The sequence below is a fragment of the Neobacillus novalis NBRC 102450 genome, assembly GCF_001591805.1.
GTDB lineage: Bacteria > Bacillota > Bacilli > Bacillales > Cytobacillaceae > Neobacillus > Neobacillus novalis.
This window is the reverse complement of sequence record NZ_BCVP01000025.1, coordinates 25,508-40,765: the sequence shown is the minus strand read 5'-3', so window position 1 is coordinate 40,765 and position 15,258 is coordinate 25,508. Positions and strand designations below refer to the sequence as shown.

Genomic DNA, 15,258 nt, shown 5'->3' with positions numbered 1-15,258 from the left:
AACAAGAAAACTCCTAACCACCCCGTAGAGAATATCTATGGGGTTTTATATTTATATAAAACCTAAACAAAATTTCATATGCAATGTCCTTCGGGGTCGGGTGAAATTCCCAATCGACGGTGATGAAGAAATTCTAAGCCCGTGAGCCTTTTTATAAAGGCAGGATTTGGTGTGAATCCAAAGCCGACAGTATAGTCTGGATGGGAGAAGGATGTATGAGCAATGGTATCAAGCTTTTGAAGAAAAAATAACCTTCAGTAGGCTTATTTAGTGTTGCCATTATTACATACTCTCCTCCTAAACTCCTTAGTGACTTATTCTAAGGGGTTTTATTTTTGTGAAAAACCGTGATTGGAGGGGATCAAGATGACCGATGAGTTTTATATGGATTTTGCCTTGAAATTGGCGCAAGTTGCTGAAGGACAAACTACACCGAATCCCGTTGTTGGTGCTGTAATTGTGAAAGATGGTGAAATCCTAGGGTTCGGCGCTCATTTGAAAGCAGGGTCTCCACATGCTGAAGTCCATGCACTAAAAATGGCAGGAAAGCGGGCTAAAGGAAGTACTGTTTATGTGACGCTCGAACCCTGTAGTCATTACGGAAAAACACCACCATGTGCGATGGCCCTTATACAATCCGGTGTGCAACGTGTGGTCATTGCCTCGGAGGACCCCAATCCGTTAGTCGCAGGCAAGGGTATTTCTCTCATGAGAGACGCCGGGATTGAAGTGAAAACAGGGGTTTTGAAAGAGCGGGCTGATGCGTTAAATGAGGCGTTCTTTCATTTTATTCAACAAAATAAACCTTTTGTGTCATTGAAACAGGCAATTACGCTTGATGGCAAGATAGCGGCGCAGACAGGTTTTGGTGAACAAATTACCGGCAGCGAGGTGCAACAAGATGTACACAATGATCGCGAGAAATATGATGCGATTTTAGTCGGAATTGGGACCGTTTTAACGGATAATCCGAGTCTAACCAATCGTCTTGGCAAGACGAAAAAACAACCGATTCGCATCATTTTAGATACACATTTAACGATGCCGTACGATAAAAAGGTCATTACGGATGGGCAGGCGCCAACGTGGATTTTCACTGGGTCGGAGGCAGCGCCTGAAAAGATGGCTAGTTTTAACCAGCCGCATGTAGAAATCATACAGCTTTCGCAGCCAAACATCGATGTTACCGAATTGCTAACGGAGCTAGGAAAACGTCAGGTGATGAAGCTATATGTAGAAGGCGGAAAAACGGTCAATGCAAGCTTTTTGAAATCAAGGTATGTAAACCAACTGATAACCTATGTTGCCCCGAAAATTGTCGGCGGGAATAAGGCAGTACCCATGTTTGCTGATTTAGATGTCGGGCAAATGACAGACGCTTTCGAAATAAAATTTAAACATGTAGAAATGGTTGGAGAAGACCTGAAAATAACGTCGGTACTGAAATGAGGTGTAATTCTTGTTCACAGGAATTGTAGAAGATTTAGGTAAGGTCAAAGCGATAAAAAGTGGCTCCCATAGTATGCAGTTAACGTTAGAATCCAAAAAAATTGTAGAAGACATTCATTTGGGCGACAGTATCGCGGTAAATGGCGTCTGCTTAACCGTCACCTCCTTTTCAACTAACACGTTCACGGTTGATGTCATGCCGGAAACGGTAAAGGCAACTAATATCCAGTCGTTACAAATGGGCCATGTGGTCAACTTGGAACGGGCAATGCCGGCAAATGGCCGATTTGGTGGTCACTTCGTTTCGGGGCATGTGGATGGAACGGGCGTTATTTTACGAAAAAGGAAGGTTGAAAATGCGATATATGTTGATATTGGTATCAACGAAGAACTGAGTAAATATTGCGTACTGAAAGGTTCGATTGCAATTGATGGAATTAGTTTAACGATTTTCGATGTGCAGCCGAAGAAGCTGACCGTTTCGCTTATTCCACTAACGTTTAGTGAAACAATCTTAGGAATCAAAAGAGAGCATGATGTCGTGAATATTGAAAATGACATGCTTGGAAAGTACGTTATTCATCATTTGGATCGCAAGCAAGAAAGTTCTCCAATTACGATAGATTTTTTAAGACAAAATGGATTTTAGAAAAAGGCGGTGTTTTGACTATGTTTCATACCATTGAAGAAGCAATTGAAGATTTGAAAAAAGGTAAAATCATTATCGTGGTGGATGACGAGAATCGTGAAAATGAGGGAGATTTCTTGGTGCTGGCGGATTATGCAACACCGGAGAATATAAACTTTATGGCTACACATGGGCGCGGTTTAATCTGTACGCCCATAACGAAGGAATTAGCGAAACGTCTCGATTTACATCCGATGGTCCAGCACAATACGGATAACCATCAAACGGCCTTTACGGTTAGTATTGATTACAAAAATACAACGACTGGTATTAGTGCATTTGAGCGTTCTGAAACTATTTTACAGCTGTTAGACCCGAATGTAATCAGCTCAGATTTTCGCCGGCCTGGTCATGTGTTCCCGCTTGTGGCCAAGGAAAATGGTGTGCTTGAGCGGAATGGCCATACGGAAGCAGCGGTTGATTTTGCAAAACTTTGTGGTGCGCAGCCTGCCGGGGTCATCTGCGAAATTATGAGTGATAACGGTGAAATGGCAAGGGTGCCGGAATTAATGAAATTGGCTGAAACGTATGAGTTGAAGCTGGTGACGATTGCCGATTTAATCCGCTATCGTTATCAACATGAGCAGCTAGTGAAACGTGAGGCATCGGTGAAGCTGCCGACATCATTTGGCGAATTTCAGATGATTGGTTATTCCAATCAGCTAAATGGGAAAGAGCATGTAGCAATCGTGAAAGGGGATGTTCAAAAAGAGGAGGCACCACTTGTGCGCATCCATTCTGAATGTTTGACAGGTGATGTTTTTCATTCAAAACGATGTGATTGCGGGCCGCAATTGCATCTTTCATTAGAAATTATTGAAGATGCGGGGCAAGGTGTTGTGCTATACATGGAACAGGAAGGCAGAGATATCGGTTTGCTAAATAAATTAAAGGCCTATGAGCTGCAAGAGCTGGGCTATGACACGGTCGAAGCAAATGTGAAATTAGGCTTCCCAGCCGAAATGCGTGATTATGGTTTATCAGCGCAAATGCTGCGAGATCTAGGGATTACGAAGGTGCGCTTGATGACAAACAATCCTGAAAAAATGGAAGGCTTAACGAAATACGGCATTGAAGTGGTCGAACGCGTGCCGCTAGAAATTGATGCTGTAGCGGAAAACAAACATTATTTAATGACAAAAAAAATAAAAATGAATCATATTTTAGCATAGGAGAGATAAAAAATGGGACAAGTTTTTGAAGCACAATTAATCGGAACAGATTTAAAAATTGGTATAGTGGTAGGAAGATTTAATGAGTTTTTAACAAGCAAATTATTGGGCGGTGCCATGGATGGCTTGAAACGTCATGGTGTGTCTGAAGAAGACATTGATGTCGCATGGGTGCCAGGTGCGTTCGAGGTGCCATTCATCGCGAAGAAGATGGCAGAAACGAAAAAATACGATGCGATTATCGGTTTAGGAACCGTTATTCGCGGATCAACTACTCATTACGATTACGTATGTAATGAAGCAGCTAAAGGGATTGCCAATGTGGGCTTAACAACAGGAGTTCCAGTTATGTTCGGTATTGTGACAACAGAAACGATTGAGCAAGCGATTGAACGCTCTGGAACAAAATCAGGTAATAAAGGCTACGATGCGGCGGTATCCGCCATTGAAATGGCTAATTTGAGTCGTTTATTTTAAAGGTAATGACGGTTTCCGTGAGTTTTAATCAGCCATTGTAGAAACTCAAATCCTAAAAAAAGAATCCATTTTGAACAATCTTTTTTCAAAATGGATTCTTTTTTAATTGCTAAAAATCAGCCCAATGTGTTGGGCGTGCAAGTAAGTGCGGTAATTTTGTCCGTGCATCCCCCTTCGCTGAGTTAATTTGGACTTGACTGAGAAAGATACAATCAGTGAGATCTGCTCCGCTAAGGTCGGCGTCGCGTAAATCCGCACCGATAAGGTCAGCCTCCCTTAAGTCAGCATCTCGAAGGTCGGCAGCAATCAGGTAGGATCCTCTTAAGTTAGCCCCTCTTAGATTCGCACCTTTAAGATTTGCCCCCATAAGATCTGCTCCTCGGCGGTTCATTCTCTTACTCTGTTTACCATTCTTAGGGTAGCGAGATGACTCCGACCATACTAGCTCGCTTGTCCTTAATAGAAGAGCGTTCACCTCTGCTCGGTGGGACGGAACGTCTAAGTCGATGAGAGAATCGGGACGAAGGTGAGAAAGTCGTTCCGTCTCGTCAAGTACGACGCTAAGCTCTCTGTGAATGGGTCGTGATGCTTTCAACGCTAGTGCTTCCGTCAAATACGCGAGCATCTCGTGCAGTTGTTGCATAATCGGGAACACTTTGTACATTTTCTCAGCCATTCCTGGACGTTCTTGCCAGCTGACTCCACCGAAAGTAACTTGGGAAACCTTTTGCCCTGCACCGAAGCAATCAAAAACGGTACACCCTTTAAATCCTTGCTGTCTGAGGTTTTTATGAATGCTGCAGCGGAAGTCCGATTGCAGATTTGGGCAAGGTTTGCCACCAATTTTATCGATGGCAAAATCCGTTGAAGCCGCGAAGGTTGGTGCAACACAGCACAGGCCGTAGCAGTTCTCGCAGTCAGCCCGGAGACTGTCTCGACTAAGGTTCCCTTTTAAATTTGGGTTATCACGGTTCTCGGACAATGCGTACATCTCCTTTGTTTTCGTATACTTGCATGATTTACAATAGTAGTAGGTTTATGGGAGAATTAATTTGCTAGTTACCTAAATTCTGTTAAACAGTGTCTTCCAATTCTTCGATTGGCGTGATACTGACCCCTTAATTTGTATCTGCCATTGAAATGGCAAAGTTGAAAGGTTTATTTTTATTAGAAATCATATTCTAAAAAATAGCAATAGTTACTTCTGTTGTTGATTGGCTTGATAGATTATCTTAGTAGGAGGTAGAATTTCATGTTTATCAAGCGAAGTTTAAATGGAATGTTTAACTCTGTCGTATCTCATGTAAAGAATACATATGATTTGGTTGATGGTTCTGGTGCAGCTGTGATGGTTATACATAATGACAAAATGGTTGTAGAGGAATATTGGGGAAACCATTCCAAAGAGCCTGATGCAAGACCGATCCAGGAAGACTCAGAGTTCCATGTAGCTTCTGTTCGGAAAAGTTATATTGGCTTTGCGGTGGCCTACGCTGTACATCACGGTTACATAGAATCGATTGACGATGAAGTAACAAAATACCTGCCTGGTACTGTTACTGAGCTTTTCAATAAAATAACGATTAGACACCTTCTTACACATACCCATGGTTTAAACACACAAGAGGGCAGGATTATTCGAGAATTTGCTCCGGGGAAAGGATGGGCATATCGTGATATCAACATTAAAATGTTGACGGATATTGTCAAATCTTCGACAGGGAGGACAATTGCCGAAATCCTGAAAGAACAGGTTTTTAATCCTTTAGCATTTAAGGAAACGGGTTGGCATTTTGAAGCAAATGAAAAATTAGTGCAAGTTATCAAGGAACAAAACGATAAATTTTGGTCAACGAGTAAGGGTACTGATGGGAGCCAGAAGAACATGTATGTATCCACAAGAGAGCTTGCTTATTGGGGATATGTCCACTTGAAGCAAGGTTTGATCGATGGGGAACAATTGGTATCTAACGACATCATTAAATTAGCAACATCCCTTCAGAGTCCATTCGTAAATAAGGAGCTTCCACAAAATGGATTTTTATGGTTTGTGAAGGATTTGCCTGCAAAGAAAACGGAAGTTGGCGACCTTGTGCCTCAAGGTTCCTATCAAATCTTGGGATATACAAGTGTGGCGGTATTGGTTATTCCTAAGAAAAATATCGTGGCAGTTCGCATGTTTAATAGTTTTGGCTCCACACCTGGATACGATTATTTATCTGACATTAGATCATTTGGCGATACTGTTATGGGGTGTTTATAAAGGAACATAGGGACCTTGTCCCATTTTTAAGTCGAAAGGAAAGAAGGTGCTGATGTGTTTAGAAAATGGGGATTTTTCCTCTTAATAGTCATCCTTGTATTAAGTGCTTGTGCCCCAAGTCAGCCTAAGAATCGGGCTCCAGCGGAAAAGACTATTCCGGTAGCGAGAAAGCTTCCAAAAGTTGATCATATCGTTATTGTTGTTGAGGAAAACCGCTCACAAAAGGCGATTGAAGGGAATCCGTCTGCCCCCTATATCAATTCACTAATGAAGCAGGGCGCAAACATGACGAACTTTCATGCTAAGGAGCACCCGAGCCAGCCTAATTATTTGGACTTGTTCTCCGGGTCAAACCAAGGAGTGACAGATGATAAGGTCCCAAAAGCGAAATTTTCTACAGATAACTTGGCGAGTGAATTGATTGCAAAGAATTCTACATTTATTGGCTATTCCGAAGACCTGCCTTCCGTTGGCTTTAATGGGGCATCGACTGGTCCCGGAGGTTATGCCCGTAAGCATAATCCTTGGGTAAACTTCACCAATGTACCGAAAGAAGTAAATCAGCCATTGACAAACTTTCCAAATGATTTTACCAAATTGCCGACAGTTTCATTTGTCATACCGAATCTTCGGAATGACATGCATGATGGAACGATAAAGGAAGCGGACGATTGGCTGAAGGAAAAGATTGACCCTTATGTTCAATGGGCGCAAAATCATAACAGTTTATTGATCGTGACATGGGACGAGGACGATTATTCACAAGGAAACAAAATCGCGACCTTTTTGGTCGGACCCATGGTAAAAACAGGGCGATTTGATGAAAAGTTAAATCACTATAATCTTTTAAGGACCATCGAGGGCCTTTACGGATTAGCACATGCGGGCGAAAGTAAGACAGTCGAACCTATTATGAGTATATGGAAATAAGAGGGACAAGGGGACACCTTGTCCCGCAAAAAATTGAACAAAATGTATGGTGAGCCATTGGGTAGGTCCACCCTGTGTTAAAGCGGCAGAACATAAATCTCGAATTCGAGATATTTTTCTTGATTTCCTTTCACTTGAGTGGTAAAGTGATTGTGAGCTCAGAAGAGGAGGAAACGAAATGCGTAATAATACGCTAGGGTCATTAATTTGGTTACGCTTAGTGCGTTTTACAAACCTCAGCAACCAGTTGTCCAACGACTTTTTAAAACAATTTAATATAACGACTGCACAATTTGATGTACTTATGCAAATTCATGTATACCAGCCGCTCACGCAAATGGAGTTAGCGGAGAAAGTAACCGTCACGCAAGGTGGTATTTCTCGTATGGTTTCCCGGCTTGAGAAAGAAGGCTATATTGTTAGGAAACAAGATTGGAAAACGAAGACGATTAGCCTAACAGAGAAGGGTGAGGCGATTTTAGACGAGGCTATGCCAGCACAGCTTGCGTTTCAAACGTCATTTTTTGAAGATGTTTTAAACGAGGAAGAAACAAAAACATTGTACAGGTTGATGACACGTGTTCATAAACATAGCCAGAAAAAAGAGTTACCGTCTGAGTAATTTTTTTTGGACATCACTTGACTAATCAAGTTAATTATAAGGAGGAACCACTATGTATAAAATTCCCGGGCACCATCATATTTCGATGATTACGAAAAACGCTAAAATGAACAATCTATTTTATCAAAAGGTATTAGGTTTGCGGCTCGTGAAAAAGACCGTCAACCAAGATGATCCTTCGATGTATCACTTGTTTTACGGAGATTTAACAGGAAGTGCGGGCACTGAACTAACCTTCTTTGAAATGCCGATCGTTGGGAGAACCGTTCGCGGAACCAATGCCATTACGCAAATTGGCTTACTTGTACCCTCATTTGAAAGCCTGGAATATTGGAAAAAGCGCTTTGAGCTATTAGATGTTAAGCACGGAGAAATTACAAAGTATGCAGGCCGCGATGCTTTACATTTTGAAGATACAGAGGGTTTACGAATGATTTTGTTAAATAATAATGGCGAAGAGACACCAGAATACTGGACGGCTTGGGAAGATTCCAATGTTGAACAAAAGCATCGTATTTTAGGGATGGGAACGGTGGAAATAACCGTCCGTTATTTGGAACGAACAGCTAAAACATTAACGGATATGTTGGGCTATGTTGAAGTGACCCGTTCAGAAAATGAGGCGATTTTTCAGTCTATCGCTGGTCAAGCATTTGGGGAAATTGTGCTAAAGCAGCAAGTGGGACCGAGTGAGAAGCCTGGTCGAGGCAGTATCCATCATTTGGCGATTCGTGTGAAAAACATGGATGAGCTGCGCTATTGGGAGGAACAGGTTAAAGACCGTGGTTTCCATTCATCAGGCGTCGTCGATCGTTACTACTTCCAAAGCTTATATTTCCGTGATTCGAATGGAATTTTATTTGAACTGGCCACAGATGGACCAGGTTTTACAGCCGATTCAACCGTTGAAGCGTTAGGAAAAAAATTAGATTTACCACCATTTTTAGAAGGCAAACGGGCAGAAATTGAAGCAAATTTAAAACCACTTGATTAAGGGGAGAGAGCAGCCATGAAACAATATCGCATTGATCCAAGTAATGGATTGGAATTCGGTTTATATTCGATTGGTGATCATACACTAAATCCATTTACAGGTAGTCGAATTAGCGCTGAACAACGGATTCATGAATTAATAGAGGCAAGTAAGTTGGCAGATGAGGCGGGACTAGATGTATTTGCTGTCGGTGAAAGTCATCAAACGTATTTTACAACCCAGGCACATACGGTCATTTTAGGCGCAATTGCCCAAGCGACAAAAAGGATTAAAATTGCCAGCTCGGCAACGGTGTTAAGTACGTCAGACCCTGTTCGTGTATATGAAGATTTTGCAACACTTGATTTAATCTCAAACGGCCGGGCTGAAATTGTTGCGGGTCGTGGCTCACGCGTTGGGGCGTATAGCTTGCTCGGGTATGATGTCCGTGATTATGAAGAATTATTTGAGGAAAAATTAGAGCTTCTGCTGAAGTTAAATACTGAAGAAAAGGTGACATGGGAAGGTCAATTCCGGGCACCGCTGGAAAATGCGTCTATTCTTCCCCAGCCTCAAAACGGCCATCTGCCGATTTGGCGTGCTGTTGGTGGCCCTCCGGCAAGTGCCATTAAAGCTGGCATTGCAGGAGTACCGATGATGCTGACAACACTTGGCGGTCCAGCAATTAATTTTAAAGGATCTGTAGAGGCTTATCGTGAGGCATTAGAGCGAAGCGGTTTTGACACTAAGGAACTGCCAATTGCGACAACTAGTCTTTTTTACACAGCAGAAAATTCACAGGATGCCCTTCGAGAATATTATCCACATCTTAATTTAGGGATGCAGGCGTTAAGGGGCGGCGGCTATCCAAAGCAGCAATTTGCTCAGGCAATAGACTATCGTGATGCTTTAATGATTGGCAGCCCACAGCAAATTATTGAGAAAATGCTCTACCAATATGAATTATACGGTCATCAGAGATTCATGGCTGAAATTGACTTTGGCGGCGTGCCATTTGATAAAATTGCGAAAAATATTGAGTTGATTGCAACAGAAATATTACCTGCGGTAAAAAAATTTACAACTAAGAATTAGGAGGTAAATAGAATGAAAATAGTCGGATTATCCGGTTCAAAGGTTGGTTCTAAGACGAGAACAGCGATGAACTACACATTCAAATCAATGAGTGAAAAATACCCAGATGCAGAACTTACCCTGATTGATCTAGCTGAATTCGATGTTCAGTTTAGTGATGGACGGAATTATTGGGAATATGAGGGTGACACAAAGTATGTGTCGGAAACCATCATGGCGGCAGATGCGATCATTATTGGCACTCCCGTGTTTCAAGCTTCAATCCCAGGTACATTGAAGAATATATTTGATCTACTGCCGGTAAACGCATTTCGCGATAAAGTGATCAGTATGCTTGTAACAGCCGGTACTCCGAAGCATTATTTGATGGTGGAACAACAATTAAAGCCAATTTTGGCTTATATGAAAGCACAAATCGTTCAGACGTATGTATTTATAGAAGAAAAGGATTTCCATCGCAAAGAAATTACAAATGACGATGTCTTATTCAGAATCGAGCGTTTGGTCGAAGATACTGTAGTACTAACAGACACATATAAACTTATTCGCAAAGCGAAAGAAGCTGAATACGATTTTTAAAGAGGGACAAGGGGACACCTTGTCCCTCAACAAAATTGTCCAAAATGTATCGTTAGACATTGGGTCAGTCCCCCTGCTGTGTTAAAGCCGCAGTGGACTGGCCCTTTTTTTCTATTAAGTTTGCCCTGAAATGAGAAAAATCAGTGGCAAGACCCCAAATGCGATGTTAACAAAGAAATGACATACGATGAGCGGAAACAATCTTTTTTGTTTGTGAAAGATGATCCCGCTCCCAATTCCCCATACGAAAAAAGCCGCAGCATAGACAATAGCACCTTGTAAACTTACAGCCAGTATAATGTGTTGCAAAGCAAAGCCAACAGAGGGGATGAATATACCAACCCACACTTTTTTAAAATGGCTGATAAATACCGGCTGTGCATAGCCGCGATACATTAGTTCTTCAATCGGTGCATTTAAAAACGGAAAAACGCAAGAAATGCTGGCCGTTAACCACAGTAGCCATCCGGGTCGTGGAAATGAAAAGATATCTTCATTTCCGGCAAAAACAGTCGGAAAGTGTTCGAATAAATCCGGTCCATACATGACAAACATGATTCCCAAAATTGTAACCACGAAAGGGACATACAAGACCACAAGCCATAACATACCAAACAAAATATCCTTTACAACTCGTTCCATACGAAAATCGATTACGTCTTTAATGGAACGACCTTCTTTTTTTAACAGGCGATGTAACAGATAAAAGCAAAGCAAATTAACAACAGTAAAATAAACATTTGAAAATTCCGGAAGAAAGGGAAACCGAAAGGATAAACCAACTATTTTTAGCAATAAAAAAAGCAATAACAACACCATAATCAACATTGGAAAACGAATAAACGAAACAAACCAAGCATTTTTCAAAAAGCGGCACCTCCCATTTAAAAATACACAAATATCTTTAGGTTTATGTGTAAAACCTTTTTAAAGGGACAAGGAGCCTGTCCCACTGTCAGCTTGTCCTCATGCTCTTGAAATTATTTTTGAAAAATGTGAAAATTCATTGACTTCTGTCAATTGGTTAATTATTATAATAAATAATTCCATAAGAAACTTTTTACAGGCACTTTTATAGAATGAGTGCCTGTAAAAAAATAGAAAACTGTCAACAGTTGACAATAGTTTTATTATAGAAATATTAAAATTAATAGAAAGGGGCGGAGGAAATGGAAAAGCCCTTATTAGATATTTCGAATTTAAAAGTATCCTTCAAATCAGATGGGACTTACCTTAATGCCCTATCGGGAGTCAATCTTTCAATCTATCCGGGAGAATCAGTCGCACTCGTTGGGGAATCAGGGTGTGGAAAAAGTGTAACATCACTTTCTATCATGAGGTTGCTAAAGGCAAATGCAAAGGTAGAAGGTCAAATCTCCTTTAATGGCAAAAACCTGTTAAGTCTTGGAACGAAGGAAATGAGGAAAATTCGTGGACAAGATGTTTCGATGATTTTCCAAGAGCCAATGTCTGCTTTAAATCCCGTTATTCGAATCGGTGATCAAATAGGCGAACCACTCTTTTTACACGAAAAATTAACAAAAAGGCAGATTAAAACACGTGTTTTGGAACTGCTTCGTTTGGTCGGTATTGCCAGACCCGAAGAAATTTATCGGGAATACATCCACCAATTATCAGGGGGGATGCGGCAACGGGTTATGATTGCAATGGCGATGGCCTGTAAGCCGAAGTTAATAATCGCAGATGAACCTACAACAGCGTTAGATGTGACAGTCCAGGCGCAAATCCTGGATCTTCTAAGAAATCTTCAAAAAGAAAACAATATGGCTTTACTGTTGATTACCCATGATCTAGGAGTGGTGTCCGAAATGTGCGAGCGGGCTGCCGTTATGTATGCAGGGAAAATTGTCGAGGAGTCAACTGTAGACACCTTATTTAATGACCCGCGGCATCCATATACAAAAGGTCTCATTTCCTCCATACCGAAATTAGAGGGAGAAAGAAACAGATTAAAGCCGATACCCGGAAATGTACCATCATTAGCGAATATGCCGCAAGGATGTAGGTTTGCACCGAGATGCGAGTTTGCGATGGAACAGTGCATTCACCAGGAACCTAGTTATATGGCAATTAATAAAAAAACAAGCGTCGGCTGCTGGTTAGAAAGGGGGAATAATGATGACAGAAGCACTGCTACAAGTTAAAAATCTAAAAAAATATTTCCCTATTAAAAAAGGAATCCTTCAACAAACCGTAGGGCATGTGAAAGCCGTTGACAATGTGAGTTTTACCGTTAATAAGGGAGAGACAATCGGGATTGTCGGAGAGTCGGGTTGTGGAAAATCCACGACAGGAAAAACCATTCTTAGACTTCTTGAACCAACAGATGGTGAAATTATTTATAAGAATGAAAATTTAGCTAGTCTTTCAGCATCCAAGCTTAAAGAATATCGAAAAGAAATGCAAATAGTTTTTCAAGATCCCTTCTCGTCATTGAACCCTAGGTATCGGATTGGAAGGATCCTTGAACGTCCAATGGAAATTCATAATTTGTATACCAAAAAAGAACGGAAACAAAAAGTAGCTGAGATTTTACAAAAATGTGGAATGGACCCAAGCGCCGTGAACAAGTTTCCCCATGAATTTTCAGGCGGGCAGAGACAAAGAATTGGAATTGCCCGAGCGTTAACATTAAATCCTAATCTTTTAATTCTTGATGAACCTGTTTCGGCATTAGATGTCTCGATTCAATCACAAATTATCAATCTGCTAGAAGATCTACAGGATGAAATGGACTTAACCTATTTATTTATTTCACATGATTTAAGTGTTGTCCGGCATATTAGTGATCGTATTCTAGTCATGTATTTAGGGCAAATGTTTGAAATGTCTGAAACAATGGCTTTATTTAAGGAACCACTGCACCCATATACAAGGGCATTGCTTTCAGCCATTCCTGTTCATAATCCAACAGAAAAAAGGGAACGAATCGTATTAAAAGGCGATCTGCCAAGCCCTTCTAATCCCCCTGGTGGATGTGTTTTTCACACTAGATGCCCAAGCGCCATGGACATCTGTAAGCAAGTGAAACCTGATTGGAAACAAGCAAAGGATGGTCATTTTGTAGCTTGCCACCTTTACTAAATTCAAAATCTGTGAAAGGAGATGAAACATCTTGGATACAAGCCAAATTCAAACTACAAATGTGTCAACAGTTAACAATAGGACAGGGCTTAAAAGTAGAAATAAGGTTTTTAAAGTTTTAAGGACCTATCCCATGATTCTAGTTGGTGGATTGATGGTGTTTACCTTACTGCTAATTGCTATATTTGCCCCCTTAATCGCAACCCATAATCCAATTACACAATACCCGACAGGAATATCAGATATTGGTGCACCGAAAGGCCCGAACTCAGAATTTATTTTTGGTGCTGATTCAATAGGAAGAGATGTATTTTCCCGGGTTATCTATGGAACAAGAGTATCGTTAGAGGTTGGTATTTTTGCAAGTCTTATTAGTCTATTCATTGGGGTTACATTAGGGGTTGTGTCCGGTTACTTCGGAAAATGGGTAGATATGGTGATTATGAGAATTACAGATACAATGCTTGCCTTTCCTTTTTTACTATTTGTTATTGCTTTAGTAGCTGTGCTAAAACCAAGTATTACCAATGTGTTTATCGCGATTGGAGTCCTTGGATGGGCGATGATGACCCGTATTGTCCGGGGGGAAGTATTGAAGGTAAAAGAGCTAGAATATGTTCAATCGGCAAAAGCACTAGGAGCTTCTAACTTTGTCATTATTTTCAAAGAGATTTTACCAAACGTCGTAGCTCCTGTCATCGTTATGGGAACATTATTAGTTGGACAAAACATCATGTTGGAGGCTGCCTTAAGCTTTTTAGGCATTGGGATTCAACCACCAACAGCTAGTTGGGGAAATATGCTCCAAGATGGAATGAATACCTATCAAATTGCTCCATGGCTGATTTATTTACCTGGATTTGCCCTTCTATGGGCAACACTAGGTTTCAATTTGCTGGGAGATGGTTTAAGAGATTGGTTAGATCCAACTGTGGGGAATTAATTTATAAGGAGAGGAGGATTAGGAATGGCAGCATATCTCGTTCGCCGCATACTAGGGGCATTCATTGTCCTAATAGGTATCTCAATTATTACGTTTATCATTGCCTATGCAGTACCGGGAGACCCCGTTCGAACCGTAGTTGGTGAAAAGGCATCACCGGAAGTAGTTGAACAGGTTAGACATACAATGGGACTTGATCGACCAGTGTATGTTCAATATTTTTCTTATTTGAATCGACTAGCACATGGTGATTTAGGATTTTCCTATTATAATAATCAACCAGTGACGCATCTAATTTCTGAAAGATTTGGTGCAACAGCAGTGTTGGCGCTTTCAGGGTGGGCTGTAGAAATCATCATAGGTATACCACTTGGATTACTCACGGCTGTATATAATCGAAAAATTACTGACTATATCCTGTCTTCACTGGCGATTATTGGGATATCACTTCCGACATTCTGGCTAGGAATGTGGTTTATTTATAATATTTCTTATAAAATGGGAATCCTGCCAATTGGCGGTTCGGGTGATATAAAAAATTTAATATTACCATCCCTTACACTTGGAATTGTAGGTGCAGCGTACTACCAAAGATTAGTCAAGACATCCATGCTGGAAGTATTCTCCCAAGATTACATAAGAACTGCACATGCGAATGGAGCTTCCTCATTAAGAGTTACCTTCCGTCACGGGTTCCGTAATGGAGTCATTCCTGCTGTTACATATGCTGGAATGGATATTGCTTTCCTTATGGGAGGCGTTGTGATAACCGAAACGGTATTTAACTACCCAGGAATTGGGCAACTAGCCATGCAATCGATTCAACATTTAGATGTTCCAGTCATTATGGCAACTGTCCTTCTTTCAGCCATTTGTGTCGTCGTGATGAATTTCATTGTAGATATATTGTATTTTCTAATTGATCCAAGAATTAGTATTTCTTAGGTTAAAAAGTAGAATCC

General features: G+C 41.0%; 16 protein-coding genes and 1 riboswitch. Of the genes, 14 read left to right on the top strand and 2 right to left on the bottom strand.

The window, feature by feature from the left end; translation table 11 throughout:
- Nucleotides 1-82 precede the first annotated feature (82 nt).
- A riboswitch (FMN riboswitch) is annotated at nt 83-216 on the top strand.
- Between the two features lie 150 nt (nt 217-366).
- From ribD to ribH, 4 genes are read left to right on the top strand one after another with little or no spacing between them, the layout of a single operon-like run.
- Nucleotides 367-1,449, top strand: coding sequence for a bifunctional diaminohydroxyphosphoribosylaminopyrimidine deaminase/5-amino-6-(5-phosphoribosylamino)uracil reductase RibD (gene ribD, locus BANVL01_RS18280; protein WP_066094994.1), 1,083 nt, complete (start codon nt 367-369; stop codon nt 1,447-1,449).
- 10 nt (nt 1,450-1,459) lie between these two features.
- Nucleotides 1,460-2,098, top strand: a complete 639-nt coding sequence (ribE, locus tag BANVL01_RS18275; protein ID WP_066094997.1) for a riboflavin synthase — start codon at nt 1,460-1,462, stop codon at nt 2,096-2,098.
- 20 nt (nt 2,099-2,118) lie between these two features.
- Nucleotides 2,119-3,309 (top strand): bifunctional 3,4-dihydroxy-2-butanone-4-phosphate synthase/GTP cyclohydrolase II, encoded by a 1,191-nt coding sequence (locus tag BANVL01_RS18270; RefSeq protein WP_066095000.1) that lies wholly within the window; start codon nt 2,119-2,121, stop codon nt 3,307-3,309.
- A 12-nt stretch (nt 3,310-3,321) separates the two neighbouring features.
- Nucleotides 3,322-3,786, top strand: coding sequence for a 6,7-dimethyl-8-ribityllumazine synthase (gene ribH, locus BANVL01_RS18265; RefSeq protein WP_066095003.1), 465 nt, complete (start codon nt 3,322-3,324; stop codon nt 3,784-3,786).
- Nucleotides 3,787-3,895: 109 nt separating this feature from the next.
- On the opposite strand, the gene BANVL01_RS18260 is transcribed toward ribH, so the two are convergent.
- The gene (locus tag BANVL01_RS18260) at nt 3,896-4,777 is read right to left on the bottom strand and encodes a pentapeptide repeat-containing protein (RefSeq protein WP_066095006.1); all 882 of its coding nucleotides are present in this window, start codon (nt 4,775-4,777) and stop codon (nt 3,896-3,898) included.
- Nucleotides 4,778-5,038: 261 nt separating this feature from the next.
- Between BANVL01_RS18260 and BANVL01_RS18255 the strand changes: the two genes are divergently transcribed.
- The 6 genes from BANVL01_RS18255 (at nt 5,039) to BANVL01_RS18230 (ending at nt 10,248) form a co-directional block, all read left to right on the top strand.
- On the top strand, nt 5,039-6,049 hold the full coding sequence (locus BANVL01_RS18255) for a serine hydrolase domain-containing protein (RefSeq protein WP_066095008.1): 1,011 nt from the start codon (nt 5,039-5,041) through the stop codon (nt 6,047-6,049).
- Nucleotides 6,050-6,103: 54 nt separating this feature from the next.
- A complete protein-coding gene (locus BANVL01_RS18250; protein WP_066095010.1) occupies nt 6,104-6,979 on the top strand; it encodes an alkaline phosphatase family protein in 876 nt (291 codons plus the stop codon).
- Nucleotides 6,980-7,157: 178 nt separating this feature from the next.
- The gene (locus tag BANVL01_RS18245; RefSeq protein ID WP_066095013.1) at nt 7,158-7,601 is read left to right on the top strand and encodes a MarR family winged helix-turn-helix transcriptional regulator; all 444 of its coding nucleotides are present in this window, start codon (nt 7,158-7,160) and stop codon (nt 7,599-7,601) included.
- A gap of 52 nt (nt 7,602-7,653) precedes the next feature.
- On the top strand, nt 7,654-8,595 hold the full coding sequence (locus tag BANVL01_RS18240; RefSeq protein ID WP_066095019.1) for a ring-cleaving dioxygenase: 942 nt from the start codon (nt 7,654-7,656) through the stop codon (nt 8,593-8,595).
- Nucleotides 8,596-8,610: 15 nt separating this feature from the next.
- The gene (locus tag BANVL01_RS18235) at nt 8,611-9,669 is read left to right on the top strand and encodes an LLM class flavin-dependent oxidoreductase (RefSeq protein WP_066095021.1); all 1,059 of its coding nucleotides are present in this window, start codon (nt 8,611-8,613) and stop codon (nt 9,667-9,669) included.
- 12 nt (nt 9,670-9,681) lie between these two features.
- Nucleotides 9,682-10,248 carry an NADPH-dependent FMN reductase gene (locus BANVL01_RS18230; protein WP_066095024.1) on the top strand — a complete coding sequence of 189 codons (567 nt, stop codon included), beginning with the start codon at nt 9,682-9,684 and terminating at the stop codon, nt 10,246-10,248.
- A 114-nt stretch (nt 10,249-10,362) separates the two neighbouring features.
- Here the strand turns inward: BANVL01_RS18230 and BANVL01_RS18225 are convergent, their stop codons facing one another.
- On the bottom strand, nt 10,363-11,115 hold the full coding sequence (locus BANVL01_RS18225; protein WP_066095027.1) for a CPBP family intramembrane glutamic endopeptidase: 753 nt from the start codon (nt 11,113-11,115) through the stop codon (nt 10,363-10,365).
- A 302-nt stretch (nt 11,116-11,417) separates the two neighbouring features.
- On the opposite strand from BANVL01_RS18225, the gene BANVL01_RS18220 reads away from it, so the two are divergent.
- From BANVL01_RS18220 to BANVL01_RS18205, 4 genes are read left to right on the top strand one after another with little or no spacing between them, the layout of a single operon-like run.
- Nucleotides 11,418-12,413 (top strand): ABC transporter ATP-binding protein, encoded by a 996-nt coding sequence (locus BANVL01_RS18220; protein WP_066095029.1) that lies wholly within the window; start codon nt 11,418-11,420, stop codon nt 12,411-12,413.
- On the top strand, nt 12,388-13,353 hold the full coding sequence (locus BANVL01_RS18215; protein ID WP_066095032.1) for an ABC transporter ATP-binding protein: 966 nt from the start codon (nt 12,388-12,390) through the stop codon (nt 13,351-13,353). Before BANVL01_RS18220 ends, BANVL01_RS18215 begins: the two co-directional genes overlap by 26 nt.
- 31 nt (nt 13,354-13,384) lie before the next feature.
- The gene (locus tag BANVL01_RS18210) at nt 13,385-14,296 is read left to right on the top strand and encodes an ABC transporter permease (RefSeq protein ID WP_218010676.1); all 912 of its coding nucleotides are present in this window, start codon (nt 13,385-13,387) and stop codon (nt 14,294-14,296) included.
- Nucleotides 14,297-14,320: 24 nt separating this feature from the next.
- Nucleotides 14,321-15,241 (top strand): ABC transporter permease, encoded by a 921-nt coding sequence (locus BANVL01_RS18205; RefSeq protein ID WP_066095035.1) that lies wholly within the window; start codon nt 14,321-14,323, stop codon nt 15,239-15,241.
- The last annotated feature ends 17 nt before the right edge of the window (nt 15,242-15,258 follow it).

Excerpts from the sequence above, each read along its gene's own strand:
- ribD (WP_066094994.1), top strand. The coding sequence starts at position 367 with ATGACCGATGAGTTTTATATGGATTTTGCCTTGAAATTGGCGCAAGTT.
- BANVL01_RS18270 (WP_066095000.1), top strand. The coding sequence starts at position 2,119 with ATGTTTCATACCATTGAAGAAGCAATTGAAGATTTGAAAAAAGGTAAA.
- ribH (WP_066095003.1), top strand. The coding sequence starts at position 3,322 with ATGGGACAAGTTTTTGAAGCACAATTAATCGGAACAGATTTAAAAATT.
- BANVL01_RS18260 (WP_066095006.1), bottom strand. The coding sequence starts at position 4,777 with ATGTACGCATTGTCCGAGAACCGTGATAACCCAAATTTAAAAGGGAAC.
- BANVL01_RS18255 (WP_066095008.1), top strand. The coding sequence starts at position 5,039 with ATGTTTATCAAGCGAAGTTTAAATGGAATGTTTAACTCTGTCGTATCT.
- BANVL01_RS18245 (WP_066095013.1), top strand. The coding sequence starts at position 7,158 with ATGCGTAATAATACGCTAGGGTCATTAATTTGGTTACGCTTAGTGCGT.
- BANVL01_RS18240 (WP_066095019.1), top strand. The coding sequence starts at position 7,654 with ATGTATAAAATTCCCGGGCACCATCATATTTCGATGATTACGAAAAAC.
- BANVL01_RS18235 (WP_066095021.1), top strand. The coding sequence starts at position 8,611 with ATGAAACAATATCGCATTGATCCAAGTAATGGATTGGAATTCGGTTTA.
- BANVL01_RS18230 (WP_066095024.1), top strand. The coding sequence starts at position 9,682 with ATGAAAATAGTCGGATTATCCGGTTCAAAGGTTGGTTCTAAGACGAGA.
- BANVL01_RS18220 (WP_066095029.1), top strand. The coding sequence starts at position 11,418 with ATGGAAAAGCCCTTATTAGATATTTCGAATTTAAAAGTATCCTTCAAA.
- BANVL01_RS18215 (WP_066095032.1), top strand. The coding sequence starts at position 12,388 with ATGACAGAAGCACTGCTACAAGTTAAAAATCTAAAAAAATATTTCCCT.
- BANVL01_RS18205 (WP_066095035.1), top strand. The coding sequence starts at position 14,321 with ATGGCAGCATATCTCGTTCGCCGCATACTAGGGGCATTCATTGTCCTA.